A 24,189-nucleotide genomic window follows, 5' to 3' on the forward strand; every position below is an offset into this window, starting at 1 on the left:
TTGATTTATTCGGTACGCAATGCTTCTATAGGCCGAACCTTTATGGCGCTCTGGGCGGGAATAAACCCCGCAAGAAGACCAGAAACGATAAGAATAATCAATGCTCCAATGACCACACCTAAACTAACGCTAGGGTTGGCGAACATATCTACCGGCCCGTTCATATCGAGAATGGTATTAATCAGATAAATGAAAAGTGCTCCAAAGGAAATTCCTGCCATTCCGGAAATAATGGTCAAGAAAATAGACTCCATCAGTATTTGCAATTTAATCGACCACGGGTCTTCACCCAAAGCCCTTCTAATACCAATTTCTTTGGTACGCTCTTTCACTACGATCAACATGATATTACTAACTCCGATCACCCCGGAGAGCAGCACCAAAATCCCCACGAAATAGGCTACAAAACGCAAAGCCCCGAACAAGCTTTGCACCCTTTGAAATTGCTCATACAAGTCGAAATGACCTACCGCCCTTTGGTCATCAGGGTGTACTTTATGATTCTCTTTAACGACGGCCATAATATTGTTCTTTATCTCGGTAATCGATGTACCATCATTGGCAGTAATGGCCATCCACCCGACATCATTACCTCTATTAAAAGCCTGTGAAAAAGAGGTAAAAGGAACAAAAATTTCTTTTTGCCCTTCTTCACCGTCCCCACCATTGCTTTTCTTTTTATAGGTACCGACCACCATGAAATTCACCCCTTGCACCTTGATGTAGGTCCCCAGTACTTCTTCGCCCTTATCATACAATCCACCGACCACTCCCTCACCGATTACGGCCACCTTTCTTTTCTCTTCAATATCGCTGTAGTTCAAAAATCGCCCTGCAGTAATACTCATAGGATCTTGTCGAATTATCTCCGGATAATCACCGTACACATTATAGGCGCCGGTTCTAAGTCCTCGAACCACGTTGTTGGCTCCACCAAAACCGCCCAATTGATTGCGAGGAGATATAAAGCGTAAATCTGGAACGTTTTCGCGAATGGAGGAAACATCATCTGTCTTGAAAATAAAACTTCTTCCCTTGGGAAGCCCTTTGTACGATTTTGTAGTAGCTCTCGACCACATGAACATTGTGTTTGTAGCTATATCACCAAAGTCTTTCATAATCCCGTTTTCAAGGCCTTTGCCGGCCGAAAGCAGAATTATAAGTATGAATATACCCCAAAAGACCCCGAAAGCCGTCAAAACGGTTCTAAACCAATTACTGGTGAGAACCTCTAGAATTTCTTTCCACCGATCTTTATTGAACATAGCTTCTTAAATTTCCTTTTACCCAACTATTCATCTCGCAACGCATCTATGGTGTGAATGTTAGCGGCCCTCCACGCTGGAAAAAAACCGGCAACGGCCCCCGCAAAAATCAATACGAACACGGTTGAAACGGCCACTTGAAAATTGACCGAAGGATTCAACACATAATCTACCTCGATATGCGGACCTAATATTTCTAACAGCCCCATGCTTAAAATCAACCCGGCAAAACCTGAAATGGCGGTGATAAAAACCGACTCGTGAAGTATCATGCCAACTATCGACCAAGGCTTGGCGCCCAGAGCTTTTCGAATACCAATCTCTTTTGTTCTCTCGCGCACTACAATCAACATGATATTGCTCACACCGACTACACCTGCGATAATGGTACAAACGCCTACGAACCAAAAAAATAATTTAATGTTATCGGTCAGGCTATAAAACCTCTTGGCCTCTTCAAGGGCACTCCATACAAAAACGGCGTTGGTATCATCGGGAGCTATCGTATGTGCTAGTTGAAGGTTTCTTAATAGCGTACTTTTAAATTTCACCGAGTTGGCCACGGCCTCATCAAAATCATTGGCCATGGGTAAAGTATACGCTAGATTATTTACCTTATCGCCACCATTGAATACGCGCTGTGCGGTAGTGATAGGTATAAATATCCGTTCTTCTTCACGATCCTCGGTTTCGCCAAAGAGCCCCACAATTTTAAAGGGAATGCCCGAAATATCTATAAACTCACCAATTGGCGTATCAACTTCGTGAAACACATCCTTAGCGATTTTATTGCCAATAACGGCCACCTTGGCCGTATTCTGCTCGTCTTGATAGTTAAGAAAACGACCATCGGACATTGTCGCATTCTCGATGCGCTGAAATTGATATGAAACGCCCTGCACCCCGTAAACCAAGGCTTCATTACCATAATTAACAGAAACGTTTCTCACGAAAATACGAGGGGAGCTTAATTCGATTTGGTCGTTCAAAAGTTGCGAAGAGTATTCATAATCAGAATTTCTCAATTCGATTACTCGACCGGGGTTCAGCCCCTTAAATTCTTTGGTGGTAGTACCCGGCCATACCCAAACACTGGTCGCAGCATCCTGAGCGAATTCATTTTCAATTCCATTTTTGAAACCTTCGCCAAAACCCAATAATATGACAAGTATAAATATACCAGACGCTACGGAAAGACCGGTAAGAAAAGTGCGTAGCTTATTTTTACGTATGGTATCAAAGATTTCTTGCCACCTTTCGATATCTAACATGTGATTGATGTATTGATTGATGAACACACTTTAAAAAGCATGCACTTATAAGACTACCTGAAAGTCTCATTGTTACATCAAATCGCCAAAAGAAATGTTAAATTAACTTACAGGGCTCGATTTCATCTTTTTATAAACGAAATAGAAGAGCACTGCTACCAATACATAAGGTATGGCCATTAGATACACAATACCGTTGTTGACCCCTTCTGCCACATCGGTATTTCCATTACTTTCCAAAACTGCACGGCACATGGCACATTGAGCTTCCATTTGAGAAGGAAGACAGAGAGCTAGAGCAATAAAAATGATGGCAGCTTTAAACTTCATATCAGATTAATTGAATAATTAAATGGGGTAATATGGTGATATCATCAAATACACAATAACCCCTGTGACCGCAACATATAGCCAAAGTGGAAATGTAAAAGAAGCCCATTTTCTATGTTTATCAAACTTATTGAGATAAGCAAAAGAATAGGTTTTAAGAACGAGGGGGATTATAGCAATGGATAATATAATATGCGATATCAAGATAAAATAGTAAACGTACCTCATAACTCCTTTGCCTCCGTAAGTCGTAGAATCAGAAGTCATATGGTACCCGATATACATGACTAAAAATAGAAGGGACAGCGCAATACAAATATTGATCAGCGTTTGGTGAATTCTTCTATTACCCCTCATAATAGCCATCACTGCTGCACATAGCAATAAGGCCGTAACCCCGTTAATAGTCGCATAAATAGGAGGCAAAAAGCCTAGACGTTCTACATTGGGCAGTTTCACACCAAAAAGCAATGCCACAACAACGGGTACTACAATTGAAACTATGGTTATCAATTTATTGAAACGCTTTTCCCTAACAACTACGTCGCTCATTCTTCCAGTAATTTTTTTATATCCTCTCTAAGAATAGAGATTTGCTCTTGCTCGCCATGATCGTTCGCGCCTTGCCCTTCGGTGATAGTACCACGATAGTAGACTATGGGGTTACCAAACTCATCTACCCTAGAACGTAAAAACCCGTTTTTATCGACCAATGCAAACAACCCTGAATGCTCAAAACCTCCTGGTGCATCTGGCATTTCTGCCGCAAATATGTTAAAACCCTCGTTGGCCAACTTATAAATTTTCTTTTGATCGCCTGTCATAAGGTGCCAGTCTAAATCGGTAATACCGTATTTCTCGGCATACGTTTTTAATACAGTTGGGGTGTCATGTTCAGGCGTTATTGAAAATGAAGCTATACCAAAATCTGCCCGGCCCTCGTATTCATTTTGTAAGCTTACCAAATTCTTGGTCATAATCGGGCAAATCGATGGGCAACTCGTGAAGAAAAAATCAACAACGAATACTTTGCCCCTATAGTCATTATCACTGACAACCAAACTATCTTGATTGATAAACTCAAAAGAAGGCACCCTTCTCTTTTTACCATTCGCCAATACATACGCCAACTCTCCAGAATTATCTTTCACATTCATTCGGTCGGCCTCTACGACTGTTCCAGATTTGAGGCGGTTGACGATTTTTGGAATAAAGATGATACCAAAGACCAAAACAATCAATGAAACCCAAACGTATGTGTATTTATTCTTTTTAGCCGCCATAAAACATCCTATCTATCTGCATTGTTTTTCTTGAGCGCCAACCGATACTCTGCTAGAATAATCTTTACATCATCCACCATTTTATTGTTCAGCTCAGCTACAGAAGAAGTATCAAAACCGAAAACAACACCATCCTCTTCGTCTTTATTTCTCCCTCTCAGTTTTGCTTCCTTATCAACAATAAAAACAAATGGGGTTGATTGGTTTTCGTTTAAAGTAATATCAGTTTTCAACGAATTGAACAATTCAGTTATCATATTCTCTGTCATGAAGGCGAAATTCCATTTCTCGGTACCACCTAAATGCCCAATCTCCTTCTTTAGGTCATCTACTTGGTCTTGCAAGCCTTCAGAAACGACCATGACAAACTGAAAATCTTGAAACTCATGAAATCGCTTATAAATTTTTTGGTTTAAGTTGAACATATTCCCCCTTCGTGAAGCGATATCGGAACCTAAAAACCCCAAAATGGTGATCTTGTTCTCTAAGGCGATATCATTTGCACTGAGCGACTTCACATCAATCGTATCGGTCAATACTGGTAATCTGCCGAAATTGTTTACCCCAGACGCAAAAAAAAGATACGCCACGATAGGCAGTATGAACAGAGTGATAAGAACGGCCGTTTTTTTCATGATTTTACGGGATGCACCGGTAATTACAAACGGATACAAAATTAAAAAAGACGGTCGTTAAACCGTCTTAGTATGCTGTTAATTTATGATAATATAAGGATTAAAAGTTCCATTTAATGAAACCTTCCTTATAAACATTGTAAACATAATCTGCCTCGAACAACAAAATGAAAACCAAGTAAGACACAAGAAAAATCGGTGTCCAAACTATAGCCCTTCTCAAAGCCGTCTTTTCATCTCTTAAGTGCATAAAGTCCCAAGCAATGTAATAAGCCTTTACCAATGTTAGAACTATGAAAATCCAGTTCAACAACTTCATACCCAGAAAATATGAATGGGTCAAAACACGTGGCTTGTAAATACCTAGCAAAACCTCAACGGCAGTTACTATGGATAAGAAAATCAAAACTCCCCAAATTTTTTGGGTGTTGTTCTTAAATTTTAAAAGACCTCTAAAAATTTCAAGTTTGTGTGCGTGTGCCATTTTATTATGCTATTTCTTATGACTAAAAGGCCAAATTATACTAAGTAGAAGAATGTAAAGACGAATACCCATACCAAGTCAACAAAGTGCCAGTAAAGACCTACTTTCTCGACCATCTCATAATGTCCTCTTCTTTCGTAAGTACCTAAAATTACATTGAAGAATATGATGATATTGATTACAACACCGGAGAATACATGGAAACCGTGAAAACCGGTGATAAAGAAAAAGAAGTCAGCAAACAAACGGCTACCGTATTCATTGCGAACCAAGTTAGCTCCTTCAACCACTAATTTTCCGTCTTTAATTTTCTCTAAAGACTCTTCTCTAGTAAGGAGTGTTTTCTCGCCTTCCTTCTCTCCTTCTTGATGAATGGCCTCGGTACGGATTAGAATATTTGGGTTGGCCAAAAAGCCTTCCGTTACCTCATTCATCGAAAAAGTCGGTCTGTAGCCTTCATCATAAAACCAAACACCATTCTTTCTCTCGTGATTTGCTCGCTCACTAGGAATAATCTTGGCAAAATCACTAAGAGCAGCACGCTCGCCGGTCTCAGCATCTATAAACTGTAGAATTCGCCCCCCTTTGGTTTCGACCGCGCCAAAATCACCTTTGATAAAGGTTGCCCATTCCCAAGCTTGTGAACCAACGAAGATGGCACCCCCAATAATGGTCAAAAACATATACCAGATAACGGCATTCTGTTTCATTTTGTGCCCCGCATCTACTGCAAGCACCATGGTTACTGACGACATGATCAGAATAAAGGTCATGAACGCCACGTAAATCATAGGGTAATTACCATGAAAAAACGGTACGTGGGTAAATACCTCATCGGCTATCGGCCAAGTCTCAATAAATTTAAACCTAGAAAAGCCGTAAGCGGCCAAAAAACCAGAAAAGGTCAATGCATCGGAAACGATGAAAAACCACATCATCATCTTGCCATAACTCGCACCAAGGGGCTTATTTCCGCCTCCCCAGACGTTTTCCGTAGCAGTACCAGTTGTTACCGTAGATTCCATTTAATTCAAAGTATGGTTAAAATTTGCACAAATTTATAGTTTTCTTACCTGAAACGAAAGCCGAACGTTAAGGAAAACCAACAATATTTTATTTTATTATCCAACGAAATACATAAAGCCCATCAAATAAACCCATAAGAGGTCTAAAAAATGCCAAAAAGTGGCCCCAAGGGAAATACCTAAATACTCCGATGGAGAGTACTTACCCTTTGTTTGGTTAAACAAAACCACCAACAGAGATATGATACCCGCCACCACATGCGCAATATGAACCGCCGCAATCAGAAAAATATAAGACATTTTTATATTACTGGTCGGCCCGGTAAAATAATAACCCTCGGCCACCATTTGCGAAAAGCCATTGAACTGCATTATGATAAACACAAAGCCCAAGCCCAAGGTGGCCCACAACCATTTTGTGGCCATTTTTCCATTACCTTCTTGAACCGATTTTTTTGCCAGAATATAGGTGAGGCTACTAACTATAATTATGGCCGTACTGATGAAAAAAGAACTTGGAAGGTTCAGCTCGGTCACCCAGTCTTCCCTTGAGCTACTAACTATGTAAGCACTCGTCCATCCGGCAAAGCCCATAATCAGGCTTACGATACCGAACCAAAGCATCATTTTCTTGGCTCGGTCATTCTTTTCTTTACTTGTTCCTTGAGTTAAATCCATCAACTTAAATAAACTTATCTACTACGTAAACGATTTGCATTAGTGTAATGTAACTGACACTTGCAAGCATTAGTTTACGTGCCGTTACATTATCGCGTTTTTCATATAATTTGAAAGCAAAGACCAACATGACCATTCCCATCATAAAAATTACAATGGCCGCGGGTATCGATAATATCAACCTACCCGTAATACCAAAAACAGGCACTATCGAAATAACCAACATCCAAATCGTATACATGATGATCTGAAGGGCCGTGCCCTTATCTTTTTTTCCAGTAGGCAACATTTTAAAACCACCTTGTTTGTAGTCATCATCCAACATCCACCCTAATGCCCAAAAATGAGGAAATTGCCAAAAAAACTGAATCATAAACAACGTACCCGGCTCTATGCCGAATTCGTTGGTAGCGGCAACCCAACCTAGCATAAAGGGAATAGCACCAGGAAAAGCACCTACAAAAACTGCCAAAGGTGTTATCGTCTTTAGCGGCGTATAAACACTGGTATAAAGAAAAATGGAAATTGCGCCGAACATGGCCGTCTTAGGATTCAACACATACAATGAAGCAACACCTAGAACCGTCAATATAACAGCAATAATCAAAGCGTGGCGTACCGTCATTCGACCTGAAGGAATCGGTCTATTTTTAGTACGCTTCATTAAAGCATCCAAGTCTTTCTCGATGATCTGATTATATGCATTTGAAGCTCCGACCATGCAATACCCGCCAAAGGCAAGGAGCAAAAGAGAAATAACATTTATTTGGTGCGCACCAAGAAGGTAACCCGCCAATGATGAAAATACCACACTTATTGCCAGCCTAGCCTTGGTAATCTCCTTAAAATCGGCAACAGACAATGTCATTGAGCGGTTAATGGCCGTATTTACAGCAGTTTTCATTCCTCTTTTTTCGAACTGCAAAGATAATTCGATAGTCCGTTTCTTGCAACGAATTGAAGATCTTTAATATTTCATGCAAATACCTGGACTACCGAACAAAAAAATCCCATTCCAATTAGGAATGGGATTGTATCTTGAAACCAATCACAGAATAGCGATATGGTTGCTAATTACTGTAACTTAAAGGTAATTGGAATACTAAATGGAACCCTTACCGGTCTACCCCTTTGCTTACCTGGTGTCATTTTAGGAAGCTTACCGATAATACGAGCAGCTTCTTTTTCTAAGTTTTTGTCTGGACCACGCATTCTAACATTACCAATGGAACCATCTTTTTGAATGGTGAACATTACACTTACCCTACCTTGAATACCCATTTCTTGGGCAATTTCTGGGTAACGGAAGTTTTTGCTAATATGCTTCTGCATCATTTGCTGAAAACAAGCCCTTTTGTTCGATTCGTTCTCACAACCTGGGAATACAGGTACATCTTCAATAACCGCGAAAGGAACGTCAACATCTTCTACCTCTTCTTCAACCTCAACATCTTCTACCTCGATAATTTCTTCTTCTTGGCTGGTTTCGGTAGACTCGATTACGGTTTCTTCAACTTCCTCTTCATCTTCAACAACTTCGATGATTTCAGGAGCAGCTGGAGGCGGTGGAGGCGGTGGAGTCTTTATTTGCTCAGTCATCGGAACTTCCTCGTCCAAGTCGTCATCAACATTCATGGAAATATCGTAATCATTTACCTCATCATACGTTTTCCATTCTAATGCACCATATACCAATGCCATGGTAAGGGCCAGTCCTATAACAAAATACAAGCCGATGTTACGACCAATATCTGCTTTCGGATTCTTTTTCGGTTCCATAATTCTCGATTTTAATGTTCGCTAATTTAATTAAATATTCTGTTAAATAGCAACTAAATTTCCCATTTTAACCGTGTTCGGCCTGAAAACAGGAGTTTAATCGCAAACGCTCCGAGCAAGGCCCCAATCGTATTGGCCATTGCATCTAACACATCACCTTGTCTATCAACTGTTAAGGTATATTGTAATACCTCAATAATTATACCAAACCCAACCGCAAACACTACTGAAAAAAGCAGCGCCTTTCTCAACCCAACTTTGCCTAAAGTTCGCTCTCTAAGTAAAAAAGCAGCCAAAAACGCAGCTACAAAGTAAAATGTAAAATGAACGGCCTTATCTAAATGGGGCAAGTTAAAAGTGGGCGCATTATCTTGATCAAAAGAAGATAAGCTAGCATAAGTAACAAATGTCATCCAAGCAAGGAAGACCAAAGTGTACCTATAATTCTTAAGCACCAATAAGCGCTTTATAATCTTCAGCAGACATCAAGCCGTTTACCTCAGAGGCATCGCTCATTTTTATTTTAATCATCCAACCTTCGCCATAAGGATCTGAGTTTACGCTTTCAGGAGCGTCTTCCAAGGCTTCATTAAATTCAATTATTTCACCACTCAACGGTAGGAATAAATCAGAGACGGTCTTGACCGCTTCAACAGTTCCGAAAACCTCTTCTTTATCCAATGTCTCATCTAAAGTCTCAACTTCAACGTAAACGATGTCACCTAATTCGCCCTGAGCGAAATCGGTTATACCTACCGTAGCTGTATCGCCTTCGATCTTTACCCACTCGTGGTCTTTGGTATATTTTAGTTCAGCTGGAATATTCATATGCCTTTTTGTTTGTCGCAAATGTAAAATATTCCCTAAAGGTTTTCAAAAAAATAAGCCGAACACCCTATCAACCCATCAAATATTTAGTTAATCTTCTAGTTTCCAAAGTTATAGCGAAGCGTGAAACCAGAATTTATAGTGGTTTGAGGAAAAGCTGTGGAAACGGCGAACTTAGAAAACGAATGATCATAGAAGAACAATGCGTTCAGATTCTTCGTTAAAGCATAATCAGCGGTAAACTTGACCGAAAGAAGGTTTTGGCCCGAGGTTACTTGATTATTATCGATATCCAGGTTTCGAATAATAGTTACGTTATCACGCAAAGTCATATCGGCTTTCAAGTTCAAGTCTCCTTTCAACCTTGTTTTGTTACCGCCAATGTTAGTGACAAACTTGACATCTTTAAACCTATAACCAAGCCCTACCGTATACTCACTTCCATTGGTCTCCGTCATTAGGTTATTATCGAAGCTTAAGGCCATTATTCTGCTCGTACGCATTTCGGCCAATACGCTTACCGAATTCTTCATTTCAAAATCGACTCTCATTAAAGGATTGAACTCATCGTTCAACACAACGTTGTTGAGAATTAAATCAGGCATAACGTCACCTGTATCAGGATCGGTTTGAGACAACCCATCATTGCCCAATTGCACCTTTTCTAAATTGGTCTGAAAAGAATTGATGCTATAAGCGGCCCTATACCCGTGACTTAAAGAGAAACGTTGAAATTTCTTTTTAAACCATTTGTTCCTCATCAGACCTGTATACTTAATGTTCCAATTGGGAATAGGTATCTGTCTGAACGCATCTAGATTTACACGTTCGGCATCTTGTCCCGTATAGGCCGCAAAGAAAGCGGGCAACAATACATCTTGCTGTGTTTTTCCGTACCGTTCCGGGAATCCATCTTCATCTAGTTCTCCTACCGCTTCACCCCTATTGGCGACCAGCCTGTTAGCAATGGTTAATCTATTTTCTTTGAATTGCTGAAAGGTTTCAGAATCGAATTCATCACTTCTTCCAAAGACAGTTCCGATCATAAGGGTCGAAATACTGAAATTTCCGTATTCGTTACCCAAAGGGTTTTGATTCTGCGACCAAAGGTCTACATCATAATTTTCTTGATAGCTATTGGAGAATTGACGATCCGCTGAAAGGTCAATAGTCAAATCTCTCGCCGGCTGAGCCGTAGCAGTTATATTCAATTGCTTGTTTACATTTTCGATATACTGCTCATTGAATTCATTGAAGTCTATGAGCCAACCCTTTCTTGCAGCTTCGAACCGAACATCTGACTGGCTACCAAAAACAAACCCTAAAGACGGCCTTAACGACCCGATAAAACCTACCGACTGAGTATAACCTGGAAGTACCTTACCGCTGCTTTCGTTATAGTTAACATTCAATCGTTTCACCATAGTCAAAACATCTACCGCAGTATTGAAAAGTCCGCTAGTTTTTTTAGAAGTTTTTTCACTATCTGAAGCCGGATTACCTGCCTTATCCCTACGAACCGGGGCTGCGCTCGCATTTGCTTTTCCCTCCCTCTTTTTTAGACCTAACATATCATAAAACTTCTGCATGTTCAGGTTGGCCGTCAAATTATGAGTACTGGCATTTTGAACGGTATTTACCGAAACGATACCTTGGGAGTTCCGTTGATCCGCAATGGCCAAATTAAGGGCGTCTCCTCCTCGTTGCCAGTCAAAGTTACTGGTATAGCTATATTGGGCATTGATAAAGTCCAAAACAGGTATTTTACTAAAAGGCAATTCATAATTTACCTCAAGTTGTTGAGCATGGCGATTGGGTTGCCCCAAATCCCAGAAACCATCCCAAAGACCTAAGGTTTGATCAATTTCAGAGTTAGGGTCAGTCGGATCGTCCAAATAATTTCTAACAATGTGGTTATTGCTAGCCGACATATTTAATCGCAACGACTTAGTCAAACTATAATTGACCGCATATTGCCAATTGAACAAGTAATTGCGCTGACGCAAGGTCGGAAGCTCTAATTTATCGACACCTTCCTCAACAACATCTCTAAAACGTTGCTGATTGAATTGTCTATCAAAATTTGAGTTGACAGACACGCTGGTCGGTAATAAGTTAAGGTTTAGTTCTTTTAACCATTGTAGGTATCTGCCAGTAAACAACGAATCATTTTTGGCAAAAGGCGCCACCTCGATGGGTTCGAAATTGTGGTTGTACAACATACCCGCGGCAACACTCTTATCTTCTAGCGCGGCTATTTCAAAATCTCTGTGATTGGTTTCGTTGTAGGAATAATTGAAAGTAAAGTTTTCAACATCGTAGAAATTGGCCTCGGCCTCTTCACCCCTATCTTTTCGAACACCGATAAGATTCACACTCGTTCGCTTAGTGTAGTCTTCGGCCTGTGTTCTGATGGCTTCAGCCGATTCTTCATCTTCGGCTGCCGCTATACGGTCATCTAACTTAAGGTCATCGTATACAGGATCGAACTCAGGTGTAATTACCGATTCGGAAATACCATAATTAAATGGTATTTGTATATTCCAATCTTTCGGAAGCAATTGACCTACATTAACATTGGTGACCAAATCGTAGGAAATGGCATCTTCCCTGGCTCTTTCATTCGGCATTTGATCAATTGACCCAAAACCGGAAGTACTGGTACTACCCGTAGCACTAACATTGGCAAAATCGGCAATGTTCGCATCAACCGCCGCGATAGCTGCCCAACCCCCATTATTATCAAGGCCTGCCAAACGAAGCTCATTGAACCAAACCTCACCGCGTGCCGGGAAACCGCTTACGTTCTTGACACCGACCATCATGCTTCTAATGCTTCCTAATGACGGGTTACCTTTTATACCAATTCTAAGCGTTCCCGGAGTTCTCGGAGCAAACTCATCAACAGGAACCACCTCGCCACCAATGACCTCAAAAAACCGTATCTCACTTAAGTCGCTACCGGCAATCCATACCGACTTCACCTTGTTCAAATCGGAAAGGATAATTTCCATCTCGTTATTCTCAGGCCAGACACCTTCTTCGGAAGCCACATTAAAAGGGGTAAACTCTAAAGGAAGTTCTAACTGGTAGAAGTTCTCGGAAAAGTCGGTACCAATTCTCAAGAAGCCTACCAACGGGCTCTCGATTTCGTAGCTATCACTTTCTAAAATCTTTTCGGCATGCATGAACATTTTCAGTTTTTCATACTGCCTAACATCTATATTAAGGTTCTTGAACACCCCTCTAGAATCTTGAGACTCTAGATTTTCGACCACTAGCGAGAGCGACTGCTCATTCTGCTGAATGATGGTATTGTTATTATTTAATTGTTCTCTTCTAACACCTGGTGGCAAAACATAAGGTATAGGTGATCGATTTTCATTTTCTTGAATGTTCACCGCATTAACATCCATAGTAGTTGCATCATCACCGACATTTGGATCATCGGGATCTAAGCTCTTTACATAAGTTCGCCAATCACCCCTAACCAAGTCTAAAGTAGCAAAGCGCAGAACCACATCACTATTAAATCCGGTCATGTACATTCTCATTGAACTGATAGAGCGAAAATCGGTAATACCACCAACGGCATCGGTAAAATCGCTTAACGGAATTTTGTATTGAATCCACCTTGTTCTCACCGTACTTCCATCAGGAATTCGGTTACCAGACAACACCAATGAATCTCTAATATCGGTGACGTAAAGATCATTAATGGTCGTATTTGGCCTGATAGGAACTCGATACTCGTAGTAACTATTGACTGTATTCATGGTCAAATCGCGATCAATATCCTCTACATCGGGTAGAGTTGTTGAACCTCGATTGGTATTGGTCACCTGTACTGGGGAGTTACCTTGCGGGTTGTTGAAATTAAGGTATCGGTTTAACACCCCTCCATCTCGCTGTAAGAAGTACTGGTAATTATCGAGAGCGGGGTCGGCCCCGTTGCTATCACCATAGATTTGCGATTCATCGGTATCATTTAAGCCATCAAAACCTAAATCTTGTTGTTCACGAGCCCCCTCGTTCACATCAAATGCATAAACTAAGGCCTGAGTTGCAGGTACCGGACCCCAAATAGGATTAGCAGGTTTTGTACTACCTTCTCCGTTCACAGGAAGGCCATTCTCATATTGCTTTAAGCCGTCGGCCAGAATGTCTTCGGATATATTACCAAAGTTAATAACTAGTTCACCCGTACTCGTGGCCGTACCATCAACGTACGGATCCATTACCCAAAATTGCACAAACTCTACATTCGCCTGTTCAAAATTGGTACTGCTCAATGAACGCATGATACCCGCCCATTTTTGATCTGGGGTGGTACTTTCAAAATTCTCATTGGCATTATAAGGACCTTTTAAACTTGGGTAATAGGCCAAATCGAGAGTCGTTTGCTGCCTGGTTTGCCCTTGCGCGATTTCTACCTTCGGGAACACCTCATCAACAAATATTCTTCGAGTGCTGTTAGAAGAGATATCACTATCGCTCATTCCTGCTGGCCGTTGGTTGGTATAGAATACAGGATCTATAGTATACCAGGCCAACTTTGCCCTATTGAAACCAGTCTCCAAACCTTTTTGGGTAGGACTATCTAAAAACTCTAAAGGTGTACTGGCCATCGCCCAGCCCAAAGCAGATCTCACATCAATAAGCGATTGAGAGCCTTCAAAATCATCTAAATATGTAGTTGTCTCACCTTGAAAGTCTGCATTCTTTGGTGAATTGGGCTTTAACCATGCCACTTCTCCCCTTACAGACAAGTTTGAAGGAACATCAGTATCTATATTAGGTAGTTTGTTCACCCACCTTGTTAGAAAGGGCAATTCAGTAGAAAAGTTACCATTAACACCGAATATAGTATTGTTGACCGGCTCGACCCCGAAATTCGATTTTTGCGTCAAAGGCCTTTCGTTCAAATTAAGCATGGTAGCACCCAGAACAAAGTTCTTGTTGAATTGATGCTCTACATTTACCCCGGTAAATCGTCTTGTTTGTTGACCGAAAACGGCATTGTTCTCTACAGAAATATTAATAGGAACGTTAGAAGCTTCTAGACTTGGGTCCAATATTTGCACAGTACCGGCCTGATAATTCACCGTATAATCAATTCCTTCTTGCAATGTACGCCCGCCAGCGGTTACCCGAACCGAACCTCTTGGCACGTTAAAAGCACCTATCGGAATACCGTTACTGCCTTCTGACTTGTACCGGCCTTTCATCAAGAATTTGTTTTTTTCAGGATCCTGTAATGCCGCCGATTTGGTCAGCTCATACATATCTCTAAAAACGTATCTTTCTTGATTGGGGTTATAGCCATTTGCATTATTATAATCTCCACCCCCAAGCTGTTCAAAGAGGTATTCACCAAAAGGCTCTACCTTGGTAAATATGATTTGTCCATTTTGGGTATCTACGGTCAATCCTGGTATGAAATCAAAGAAACCGTCACCTCCGGGCTGTACATCATTGTACACATTCAAGCGGTCAAAATTGAATACATTTAAAAGTATTCTATCTTGTAGACCATCAGGCCAAGTAGCATCATCAATTGGGGTAATATAGTTTCTCGGTGTAGGATTGCTATACAAAATGTTCATCTTGAAGTCATCCTGACTCAAACGGAACGCTCCCGTAGCATAGATGTTTTTCATCATCAAATCCCATATAGGATCAGACACATTGGTAATATTACTTTTCAAAAGTTTTAGAACCAGAGTATTGTTATTTATCACCTGATTCTCGATGGCCCCAGAAACTGTTGTAGCATCAAGACCACCATTAGCAAACTCACCCACCTGATAAACATTACCGTTGTAGGTATATTGAAAAGCTACCGCCAGAACTTCATCATTACTCAACCTTTGGTTCAAAGAGATGTAACCCAATTGAGAGTTGAATTGAAAATCCCTACCCTGCTCCAACTTTCTTGCATTTTCTAAAAAGGCGTAATCAAAACCCTGATTAGGCTGGTAACCACCCGCATTGAAACCTTGTTCGACCGTGGCCACATCCCTAATATTTCCATTAAGAACACCTCCTCTATCGATAAGGGCAGGGTCATATAAGTTAGCGTTGTTTCTTGGTAAAGAGTTTGGTTGCCCACCAGTATTCATTCTAAAGAAGTTAGCCGGAGCATTAGAATAGATCCGAGTCTTTTTATCATCTGGATCACTCGTCAATGGATCAAATTCTCCTAAATCTTGAATACCGACAATATTTCGAACATTCAATGTTTGTTGACTTCTATTGGTCACCCAAACTTCTAAACGCGTAATCTGAACTTGACTACGTATATATGGATAGTTGGTAAGTGCCTGATCGTAATTATCCCTAAAATATTGTGCCAAGAAAAAATGACGATCCTCGTCATAATCCAATGCCGTAACTGAGAACTCACTTACGGTACCACCACCTTGCGCTACCACCGTATTATTTTGAGATTGTTGCTGAGAGAAAACCGCCGTCACCGTCGTTTTACCGAATTGCAATTGGGTCTTGACACCAAACAAACTTTGTGAACCTTGAATTAGGGAACTATTCAACGGCATAGATATATTACCGACTTCTATTGACCTGATTATGTCATCTTCAGTAGGTGTATAATCAAGCTTTACTATATTCTGAAAATCAAACGTGGCCTCTGTATCATAGTTGGCACTTACCTGAAGTCTTTCTCCAATTTTACCGAGCATACTAAGACTGATCCGCTGATCAAAATCGAAAGAGGTATTTGTACGGTTTCTTGGGGATAAGGAAGGGTTATCATTCTTTTGCCATATGACACCAAGATCCATAGCGACCGACCCCTGAGGTATGACCTCTATCGTGTTCCCACCAAAGACAGATTGAAAGAAATTGTTATTGACATAGAAATTAGGCAACAGGTTTTTACGTGCTTCTTCGCTACCTTCTTTTTTTCCGGAAAAGGCATCGGATTTTTCTTTGAAGTAATCTTTTATTCCTTCTTTTTCAACAAGCTCGTAGTACTGTTCGGGCGTTAAAATAATAGGATATCCTATATCGAAGTCACCTACTTTTTCAGAGTAGATGTACATTTTAAGTTGTGGGTCGTAAATATATTTGGAAACAATACTTTCTGGGTTCTCCATTCGGAGTCTACCCAAAGAATAACCGGTCTTGACGGAATCTACCTGTTGCTCCTCAGTATTCTCACCTTCAGTTTCTTGAGCATAAAAAACACCCGTTGAAACCATGAAAATTGAGAATAGGAGAGTAAGCTTAAATGGTAATTTAAGAATTAGTTCGGCCCCTGTTTTCAAACTTGTTACAAATTTTTAAGCGCAAGTTTAATAATGTTCTCCACGCTAAGAGAAGGATCCTGTCCGAGCACTTTATCGACCACCTTTTCAGCAGGTCGTCTTGCAAAGCCAAGAACCTCTAATGCAGATAACGCTTCTTCTTTATTTGTATTGTTTGTTGGTGCCGAAACTTCACCAATATCGTAAACTTTAAGAATTTTGTCTTTAAGGTCTAGAATAACCCGTTGTGCTGTCTTTGCCCCTATCCCTTTTATAGACTGTATTGAGGTAACATCCCCATTGGCAATGGCATCTCTAATTTGTGTGGGGTTCATCGATGAGAGCATGGTTCTTGCTATACTTGAACCTATGCCCGAAACGGATAGAAGTAATCTAAAAATTTCGCGCTCAGAACGCTCGGCAAAACCGAACAATGTGTGCGCATCTTCCTTTATTTGTAGATGGGTAAATAAATTGATGCTTTCTGAATCGCTAATCTTCGAAAAGGTGTGTAGAGAAATGTTCACAAAATAGCCAACACCACCGCATTCTATAACGACATAGGTTGGGGTTTTCTCTACCAATTTACCTTTAAGATGATGAATCATGCTTTATCTAATGGGCCGATTTCGCTTTTCTTCTTTTTTCACGTTCTTGGGCATCAATAACAGCCACAGCAGTCATGTTGACCATTTCGTCAACACTGGCCCCTAATTGAAGTATATGTACTGAACGACGCAACCCTACCATGATCGGACCAATGGAGTCTGCCTTGTTCAATTCTTTCAATAGCTTATAGGTAATATTCGCCGATTCTAAATTCGGAAAAATAAGGGTATTTACTTTTTTACCGGCTAATTTTGAAAAAGGAAACTGGCTTTGTAGAAGCTCTTTGTTCAGGGCAAAATCTGTTTGAATTTCACCATCGACCACCAGCTTAGGGTTTGATTCATGAAGAATGCGAACAGCCTCACGCACTTTTTTGGCATGCGGGTGAGTAGAAGAACCGTAATTCGCATAACTCAACAAGGCCAAAACAGGATCAAAACCGAACGTAGTAGCCACATTTGCCGTATTCTGCGCAATTTCAGCTAGTTCTTCTGCAGTTGGATCAATATTTATAGAAGTATCCGCCAAAAAGAGAGGCCCCATGTCGGTAATCATTATATTGACTGTTGCTACTTTTTTGACGTTGGATGCTCTACCAATCACTTCAAAAATAGGCTTCACCACTGTAGGATAAGCTCTAGAATAGCCAGACACCATTCCGTCGGCATCACCTTCAAGAACCATCATGGCACCAAAATAGTTACGCTCGCGCATTTTTATCTTTGCGCTATATAAAGTGGTACCGCTACGCTTTCTACTTTCCCAAAATTTGGTAGCGTAACGAATATGCTTCTCGTCAAATTCTTCTGAGGTTGGATCTAAAATAGGAATGTCGGCATCAAATTCTAACTCTTTCTTAAGCTCAAGAACGATTTCTTTCTTACCTAATAATATAGGATCGGCTATACCTTCTTCATACACAATCTGCGCCGCCTTTAAAACGTCTAGATGATCCGCTTCGGCAAAAACTATACGTTTTCTATTCAATTTGGCCCTATTGTGAAGCAGACGAACCACCTTGTTATCATTACCCGACCGCTGCATCAATTCCTCCTTATACTTTTCCCAATCATCAATGGGCTGTTGTGCAATACCACTATCCATTGCGGCTTTTGCTACCGCTGGGGGTATTTCAGAAATCAATCTCGGATCAAAAGGTTTAGGAATGATGTATTCACGATTAAAGGTCAGTCGTGTTTCACCGTAGGCTATATTCACCTGCTCAGGCACCGGTTGCTTGGCCAATTCAGCCAATGCTTTTACAGCGGCCATTTTCATTTCTTCGTTGATACCTGTTGCCCTAACATCGAGAGCGCCTCTAAAAATAAAAGGAAAACCTAGCACGTTGTTCACCTGATTAGGGTGATCCGATCGCCCCGTTGCCATAATGATATCTTTTCGAGTCTCACAGGCCAGATTATAATCTATTTCAGGGTTCGGATTCGCCATCGCAAAAACAATCGGGTTTTCTGCCATGGAAAGAAGCATTTCAGGGGACACAATATTGGCAATCGATAGACCGATAAAAACATCACTAGCTACCATTGCTTCCTCAAGCGTATTGATATCTTTATCGGTGGCAAATTCCATTTTAGCAGGAGATAGATTCTCGGCATCTTTTCTAATAACGCCCTTACTATCAAGCATCACAATATTCTCTGCCTTGGCGCCGAATGCCTTATATAATTTAGTACAGGACACAGCTGCCGCACCAGCCCCGCTGATCACAATTTGAACATCTTCCATCTTCTTGCCGGCCAATTCCAAAGCATTTAAAAGAGCCGCCGCAGAAATAATGGCCGTACCATGCTGATCATCATGCATCACGGGTATATCGAGTTCCTCTTTTAATCTCCGTTCTATCTCGAAAGCTTCAGGAGCCTTGATATCTTCAAGGTTGATTCCACCAAAGGTCGGGGCGATGTTTTTAACCGTTTGAACAAAATCGTCTACATTTTCGGTATCTACTTCAATATCGATACCGTCAATATCTGCAAAAATCTTAAAGAGAAGTCCTTTACCCTCCATAACGGGTTTAGACGCCTCAGGACCAATATTTCCCAAGCCCAAAACGGCGGTACCGTTTGAAATAACCGCTACCAAGTTTCCTTTTGACGTGTATTTGTAGACATTTGCTTTGTCTTTCGCAATTTCCAAGCAAGGCTCGGCCACACCAGGAGAATAAGCTAACGCCAAATCTCGTTGAGTGGCGTACGGTTTGGTGGGCACTATTTTAATCTTACCGGGTTGAGGTTTGGCGTGGTAAATCAAGGCTTCTCGCCTTTGTTTCTGTTTGCTCATCGTGTTCTCCTTTGGGCTTCAAATTTAATAGTATTCTTCGTATAACATAGAAAAAGATTGAGAGCTAACACATTCTAGACACTGAGGGTTAGTTTTATCACTCTTTAAAAAGACATTCAACCACTTAAACATCCCAAAAAAATAAGAGCGGGCACATTTCTGTATCCCGCTCTAAACAAACAACTTAACTCTAAACAACTATTTTCTCGTCTTCTTTGGAAATATGAAGACGCAGGGCCAGCAACGCTGCAATGATGAAGAAGACGCCACCGAAAAGAATGGCGTTCACAGCATTATTGCCCAGTATATTTTTTATTATAAAACCAAAAGAAACGGTTTGAATCAACATAGGAATTACAATCATCATATTCACGATGCCCATATAAACTCCTCTTCTGTCTTCGGGAATGACCTTCGAAACCATAGCATAAGGTATACCCATCATTGCCGCCCACCCAATACCGAAAAGTACCATTGGCAGTAAAAGCGCATATTGATCATTGATGAAAGGCATGCTCAGCATGGCTATTCCCGTTAAGACCAAGCTGAGAACATATACCATTTTTGAACTATATTTTCTAGCAATGGGCACCAATAAAAGTGCCACCACCATCGTAACAAGATTATAGGCACCGTTCATAAGACCAGTTTGGGCCAACGCCTGTTCCGATAAGGATTGGATATTTTGTGCGAAGGCCACATCGCCCGTGCCAATTACACCACCTGAATTGCATGCGGCCATAATAGATTCAAACTTTTCGTTATCACCATCGGATATACCGAACATACTCGTGCGCAGCATGGGCGTAATAAACTGCCAATAAACAAAAAGAGCGTACCATTGAAATAGATAGACCCCGGCCAATCTCCACATTAATTTAGGCATGTGGCCGATAGCGTTGAATATTTCAACAAAAGGCGCCACTAATCTTGAAACCAAAGGTTTTCGGGAATGCTCTTCAATATGCTTTATCTCTTCTGGGGATGGTGGTATCTCAGGTGTCTTATAAACCGACCAAAGAATGGTCGCCAATGAGGCAATTGCCCCTAAAAAGAAAGAATAATATACCCACTTGGGAATTATGGAAACAACTTCTGTGGTAGTCGAACATAGGGTACCCGCTTCCGTCGGAACACTGAACCAATCTTGAAACAAGAACAAAGAAAAATTGGCCAAGGTAATGCCAGCTCCCACAAACAGACTTTGCATCTGAAAACCATAGGTTAGTTGGTCATCCGGTAATTTATCGCCTACAAAAGCCCGATAAGGCTCCATTGCGGTATTATTTGCGGCATCTAAAATCCAAAGTAATCCTACCGCGAACCAAAGTTCAGAACTAAAAGGAAAGGCAAAAAGACAAAGACTTGCCGTTATGGCCCCAATTAAAAAGAAAGGTTTTCTTCTACCCCATCTGGGCGACCATGTTTTATCGGAAATGGCCCCGATTATAGGCTGAATCAAAAGACCAGTTACCGGCCCGGCCAGGTTTAATAAAGGAAGTTCTTCATGATGTGCTCCAAGAAATGAAAAAATTGGATTGACAGCAGTTTGCTGCAGGCCAAAACTGAACTGAATGCCGAAGAAACCGACATTCATATTCCATATCTGCCAAAAACTTAAAGCTGGCCTTTTAATTTTCATGATCTTTCAATTTGCTCAGGTTATACACTAAACAAGATAGCGTTTTAACAGGGCATTTACTAAATGCAATATGATTAATCAAAAAGTCAATTCTCAAGCCCACTTCGTAAAAAGAAGCGGCTTGCTAATCAATCCATAAAAGTCAATTGTTTTGACCCGGTATCATGGCTATAAGCTATGCTTACATCCATAACTTCTAAATCTACTATCAATTCTGACCAAGCCCTACCGTTGTTCCATTTTAGATGCAACACCTCATCATCACCATCAACTATTTCAAAAATACCTTGAAAAGAAGCATGCGTGTTTCTAAGAAAAATCAGCTCACTGAATTGCTCAAAGAACTCGGTATGTACTTTACGCCTAATTTCCTCTTTAGTGAAATAATGCCTGTTGATATCTCTACCTACATTGGTCTCTTTCAACAATTGCATATCGTTTTCACCCGCCAAAAGGCCCACGTAATAAATCTGAGGTATTCCCGGAACAAAAAATTGTATACTTCGAGCTATCAAGTAAAGCTTTTCGTCTTTGCCCAAAGCTTCGAAATACGTACAATTGACTTGGTACAAATCAAGGTTGGAAGCAGCGGCGCCCGTAGCCTTTCGACTAGTGCCATCACTATTAATGTGCATTTGCTCAACTATTTCGCTAAGCACCTCGTCTTCTACCAAACCCGGTTCGCCCTCATCTGAAGCTACGTCAACAATCCCTATTCCATCATGGGTATCTAGAACAGTGATCACGTTTCTAGGTGCTATTTCAAGCCACTTCTTCAGATTCTTTGATGTTTTATTGAATAGGGTATCCAATACCAAAACGGGCAGGGCAAAATCGTAGACATAATCAACCCTACTGGCAATCTCAATTTGAGTTTTATAGAAGGAGTGTATTTCAACCAATACCGACATACCCCTTAACCTTGCCTTTTCAGTAATCGATGAGATAAAGTCAAAAGTTTCATCAATCATAAAACAAGAGGTGCCGGCCTTTTTAATGGCATAACCGGCAGCATCAAGTCGAATCATTGAAACACCGGCCTTTTGAAAGGTATTCAATATCGATTCTAGATATTGGACTCCCTTTTTAGACGTAACATCAATATCTATCTGATTAGCCGTGAAGGTCGTCCAAACGTTTTTCTGTTCTCCATTTTCCAGTTGAAAATTGGTGAAGGGCAATCCCGGCCTTGGCCTATAAATCTTCTTAATCTCTTCTTCAGTAATACCGTTTGGAAAGACTTTATCTTCGGTCAGTATCAATTCTGCATATTCAGAGTCATCCCCCTTCTTTAAATAATCTGCGAATTGTTTCGATTTGGCCGAGATATGATTGACAATCAAATCTGCCATTATCTCTATCTGACCACTTAACTTATTTAAATCTGACCAATCACCTAATCTCGGATCTATTTGCGTATGATCGATGGGGTCAAAACCGGCATCTTCACCATCGATGGGGTTAAAAAAAGGAAGTATGTGCACCCCACCGAAAAGACCTTTGAAGCGAGTTTCAAAAAGGTGAGACAATTCGGTAATATTTTTGCATCCCAAACGATCAACATAAGTGATCAATTGCACTTTGTTCTGCATAAGTTGATTGAGTAAATTCTAAGTTTAAGTTAAGATAAATAGCTCTTGAAAAAATGCAAACTCCCTTAATTTTCAATTACTTTCAAGCAAGATAGAAAACTCAGACCCATTTAGGCAACAATCAAAAATAAGATATCAACCGAAAACGTTAGAGGATGAAAAAAGTTTTTAAAAGGCTATCTAAAAGGTCAAAAAATCATCAATAGAGCCAGTTTTTCCACCTGATGTAAGCCTACAATCAGGGCTTTTATTTTTTTAAAAAATCAATATTTCTTTTTAATCCTGAAAATTTTGTTCTCTTAACCGCTGACTTTTTGAATACCTTTTTGAAAACATCTTCGGTCATTTCCTCCCAATCTTTTTTTGACATGTTCAACAGGTCAGGATGCGGGTCGAAGAGCAGCTCTCTATGAGGTTTTGAGAATCGGTTCCAAGGGCAAACATCTTGGCACAAATCACAACCAAAAGCCCAATCATCAAACTTGCCCTGAAATTCATCTGGAATTTCATTTTTTAGCTCTATGGTAAAGTAAGAAATACATTTACTACCGTCTACCACATAAGGTTCTACTATGGCATTGGTCGGACAGGCATCGATACAGGCCGTACAGGTACCACAATGGTCGGTGACGGGTGTATCATAATCAAGTTCTAAGTCGACAATCAATTCGGCAATAAAGTAGAAAGAGCCTACTTGTTGGGTCAATAGATTACTGTTTTTCCCAATCCACCCCAAACCACTTTTTGCCGCCCAAGCCTTATCAAGAACAGGCGCCGAGTCGACAAAGGCACGACCGTTTACTTCTCCTATTTCCTCCACGATAAAATTATGCAGTTCTCGCAGCTTGCTCTTGATTACATGATGGTAATCTTGGCCATAGGCGTACTTCGAAATTTTATATGTGCTGGATTTCTGCTCCTCTTCAGGATAATAATTTAGGAGTAAAGATATGACCGACTTCGCCCCATCTACCAGTAAACGTGGGTCTAGCCGCTTATCAAAATGATTTGCCATATACCCCATCTCGCCATGCATTTGGTTGTTGAGCCACTTCTCTAATCGAGGGGCTTCCGCTTCAAGAAACTCGGCCTTGGAAATACCACAGGACAAAAAGCCTAATCGCGCAGCTTCTTGTTTTATGAGTTCACTATAGCGAGATTTGTTGTACACAATAATGGATGGTTTACCGAGAGGTTAA

19 protein-coding genes are annotated in these 24,189 nt (G+C 40.7%); all 19 read right to left on the minus strand.

What is annotated here, in order from left to right:
• Window positions 1–5: 5 nt before the first annotated feature.
• The gene (locus tag IL356_RS00965) at window positions 6–1,265 is read right to left on the minus strand and encodes an ABC transporter permease (protein ID WP_121847651.1); all 1,260 of its coding nucleotides are present in this window, start codon (window positions 1,263–1,265) and stop codon (window positions 6–8) included.
• 26 nt (window positions 1,266–1,291) lie between these two features.
• Window positions 1,292–2,536, minus strand: a complete 1,245-nt coding sequence (locus tag IL356_RS00970) for an ABC transporter permease (protein WP_121847650.1) — start codon at window positions 2,534–2,536, stop codon at window positions 1,292–1,294.
• Between the two features lie 102 nt (window positions 2,537–2,638).
• Window positions 2,639–2,866 (minus strand): hypothetical protein, encoded by a 228-nt coding sequence (locus tag IL356_RS00975; protein ID WP_121847649.1) that lies wholly within the window; start codon window positions 2,864–2,866, stop codon window positions 2,639–2,641.
• Between the two features lie 18 nt (window positions 2,867–2,884).
• Entirely contained in the window at window positions 2,885–3,418 is a 534-nt protein-coding gene (locus tag IL356_RS00980; protein WP_121847648.1) for a DUF420 domain-containing protein, read from the minus strand.
• Window positions 3,415–4,149, minus strand: a complete 735-nt coding sequence (locus tag IL356_RS00985; protein WP_121847647.1) for an SCO family protein — start codon at window positions 4,147–4,149, stop codon at window positions 3,415–3,417. The genes IL356_RS00980 and IL356_RS00985 overlap by 4 nt, the downstream gene beginning before the upstream one ends.
• Before the next feature lie 8 nt (window positions 4,150–4,157).
• Entirely contained in the window at window positions 4,158–4,784 is a 627-nt protein-coding gene (locus IL356_RS00990) for a hypothetical protein (RefSeq protein WP_121850585.1), read from the minus strand.
• Window positions 4,785–4,884: 100 nt separating this feature from the next.
• Window positions 4,885–5,268, minus strand: a complete 384-nt coding sequence (locus IL356_RS00995; RefSeq protein WP_121847646.1) for a cytochrome C oxidase subunit IV family protein — start codon at window positions 5,266–5,268, stop codon at window positions 4,885–4,887.
• 35 nt (window positions 5,269–5,303) lie between these two features.
• Entirely contained in the window at window positions 5,304–6,293 is a 990-nt protein-coding gene (locus IL356_RS01000; protein ID WP_121847645.1) for a cytochrome c oxidase subunit 3, read from the minus strand.
• A gap of 96 nt (window positions 6,294–6,389) precedes the next feature.
• Complete coding sequence (locus IL356_RS01005; RefSeq protein WP_121847644.1) at window positions 6,390–6,971, minus strand: cytochrome c oxidase subunit 3; 582 nt, start codon at window positions 6,969–6,971, stop codon at window positions 6,390–6,392.
• A gap of 4 nt (window positions 6,972–6,975) precedes the next feature.
• Entirely contained in the window at window positions 6,976–7,875 is a 900-nt protein-coding gene (gene cyoE, locus IL356_RS01010) for a heme o synthase (RefSeq protein ID WP_121847643.1), read from the minus strand.
• A 170-nt stretch (window positions 7,876–8,045) separates the two neighbouring features.
• The gene (locus IL356_RS01015) at window positions 8,046–8,750 is read right to left on the minus strand and encodes an energy transducer TonB (protein ID WP_121847642.1); all 705 of its coding nucleotides are present in this window, start codon (window positions 8,748–8,750) and stop codon (window positions 8,046–8,048) included.
• Between the two features lie 53 nt (window positions 8,751–8,803).
• Window positions 8,804–9,205 (minus strand): VanZ family protein, encoded by a 402-nt coding sequence (locus IL356_RS01020; RefSeq protein ID WP_162987796.1) that lies wholly within the window; start codon window positions 9,203–9,205, stop codon window positions 8,804–8,806.
• Window positions 9,198–9,578 carry a glycine cleavage system protein GcvH gene (gene gcvH / locus IL356_RS01025; RefSeq protein ID WP_121847640.1) on the minus strand — a complete coding sequence of 127 codons (381 nt, stop codon included), beginning with the start codon at window positions 9,576–9,578 and terminating at the stop codon, window positions 9,198–9,200. The genes IL356_RS01020 and gcvH overlap by 8 nt, the downstream gene beginning before the upstream one ends.
• 98 nt (window positions 9,579–9,676) lie before the next feature.
• Entirely contained in the window at window positions 9,677–16,867 is a 7,191-nt protein-coding gene (gene sov, locus IL356_RS01030; protein ID WP_380084708.1) for a T9SS outer membrane translocon Sov/SprA, read from the minus strand.
• A 5-nt stretch (window positions 16,868–16,872) separates the two neighbouring features.
• Complete coding sequence (gene ruvA, locus IL356_RS01035) at window positions 16,873–17,454, minus strand: Holliday junction branch migration protein RuvA (RefSeq protein WP_121847638.1); 582 nt, start codon at window positions 17,452–17,454, stop codon at window positions 16,873–16,875.
• A gap of 7 nt (window positions 17,455–17,461) precedes the next feature.
• Complete coding sequence (locus IL356_RS01040) at window positions 17,462–19,756, minus strand: NADP-dependent malic enzyme (protein ID WP_121847637.1); 2,295 nt, start codon at window positions 19,754–19,756, stop codon at window positions 17,462–17,464.
• Window positions 19,757–19,946: 190 nt separating this feature from the next.
• Window positions 19,947–21,398: an MFS transporter gene (locus IL356_RS01045; protein ID WP_121847636.1), complete on the minus strand. Its 1,452-nt coding sequence runs from the start codon at window positions 21,396–21,398 to the stop codon at window positions 19,947–19,949.
• A 128-nt stretch (window positions 21,399–21,526) separates the two neighbouring features.
• The gene (gene gtfA, locus IL356_RS01050; RefSeq protein ID WP_121847635.1) at window positions 21,527–22,990 is read right to left on the minus strand and encodes a sucrose phosphorylase; all 1,464 of its coding nucleotides are present in this window, start codon (window positions 22,988–22,990) and stop codon (window positions 21,527–21,529) included.
• A 247-nt stretch (window positions 22,991–23,237) separates the two neighbouring features.
• Window positions 23,238–24,161, minus strand: a complete 924-nt coding sequence (gene queG / locus IL356_RS01055; protein ID WP_121847634.1) for a tRNA epoxyqueuosine(34) reductase QueG — start codon at window positions 24,159–24,161, stop codon at window positions 23,238–23,240.
• Between the last annotated feature and the right edge of the window lie 28 nt (window positions 24,162–24,189).

The organism is Euzebyella marina, assembly GCF_014855515.1.
In the GTDB taxonomy this organism is placed as follows: domain Bacteria; phylum Bacteroidota; class Bacteroidia; order Flavobacteriales; family Flavobacteriaceae; genus Euzebyella; species Euzebyella marina.

Excerpts from the sequence above, each read along its gene's own strand:
- IL356_RS01005 (WP_121847644.1), bottom strand. The coding sequence starts at position 6,971 with ATGGATTTAACTCAAGGAACAAGTAAAGAAAAGAATGACCGAGCCAAG.
- gtfA (WP_121847635.1), bottom strand. The coding sequence starts at position 22,990 with ATGCAGAACAAAGTGCAATTGATCACTTATGTTGATCGTTTGGGATGC.
- IL356_RS00995 (WP_121847646.1), bottom strand. The coding sequence starts at position 5,268 with ATGGCACACGCACACAAACTTGAAATTTTTAGAGGTCTTTTAAAATTT.
- IL356_RS00970 (WP_121847650.1), bottom strand. The coding sequence starts at position 2,536 with ATGTTAGATATCGAAAGGTGGCAAGAAATCTTTGATACCATACGTAAA.
- IL356_RS00965 (WP_121847651.1), bottom strand. The coding sequence starts at position 1,265 with ATGTTCAATAAAGATCGGTGGAAAGAAATTCTAGAGGTTCTCACCAGT.
- ruvA (WP_121847638.1), bottom strand. The coding sequence starts at position 17,454 with ATGATTCATCATCTTAAAGGTAAATTGGTAGAGAAAACCCCAACCTAT.
- IL356_RS01015 (WP_121847642.1), bottom strand. The coding sequence starts at position 8,750 with ATGGAACCGAAAAAGAATCCGAAAGCAGATATTGGTCGTAACATCGGC.
- cyoE (WP_121847643.1), bottom strand. The coding sequence starts at position 7,875 with ATGAAAACTGCTGTAAATACGGCCATTAACCGCTCAATGACATTGTCT.
- IL356_RS01040 (WP_121847637.1), bottom strand. The coding sequence starts at position 19,756 with ATGAGCAAACAGAAACAAAGGCGAGAAGCCTTGATTTACCACGCCAAA.
- IL356_RS01045 (WP_121847636.1), bottom strand. The coding sequence starts at position 21,398 with ATGAAAATTAAAAGGCCAGCTTTAAGTTTTTGGCAGATATGGAATATG.
- IL356_RS00990 (WP_121850585.1), bottom strand. The coding sequence starts at position 4,784 with ATGAAAAAAACGGCCGTTCTTATCACTCTGTTCATACTGCCTATCGTG.
- IL356_RS01000 (WP_121847645.1), bottom strand. The coding sequence starts at position 6,293 with ATGGAATCTACGGTAACAACTGGTACTGCTACGGAAAACGTCTGGGGA.
- IL356_RS00980 (WP_121847648.1), bottom strand. The coding sequence starts at position 3,418 with ATGAGCGACGTAGTTGTTAGGGAAAAGCGTTTCAATAAATTGATAACC.
- IL356_RS00985 (WP_121847647.1), bottom strand. The coding sequence starts at position 4,149 with ATGGCGGCTAAAAAGAATAAATACACATACGTTTGGGTTTCATTGATT.
- IL356_RS00975 (WP_121847649.1), bottom strand. The coding sequence starts at position 2,866 with ATGAAGTTTAAAGCTGCCATCATTTTTATTGCTCTAGCTCTCTGTCTT.
- gcvH (WP_121847640.1), bottom strand. The coding sequence starts at position 9,578 with ATGAATATTCCAGCTGAACTAAAATATACCAAAGACCACGAGTGGGTA.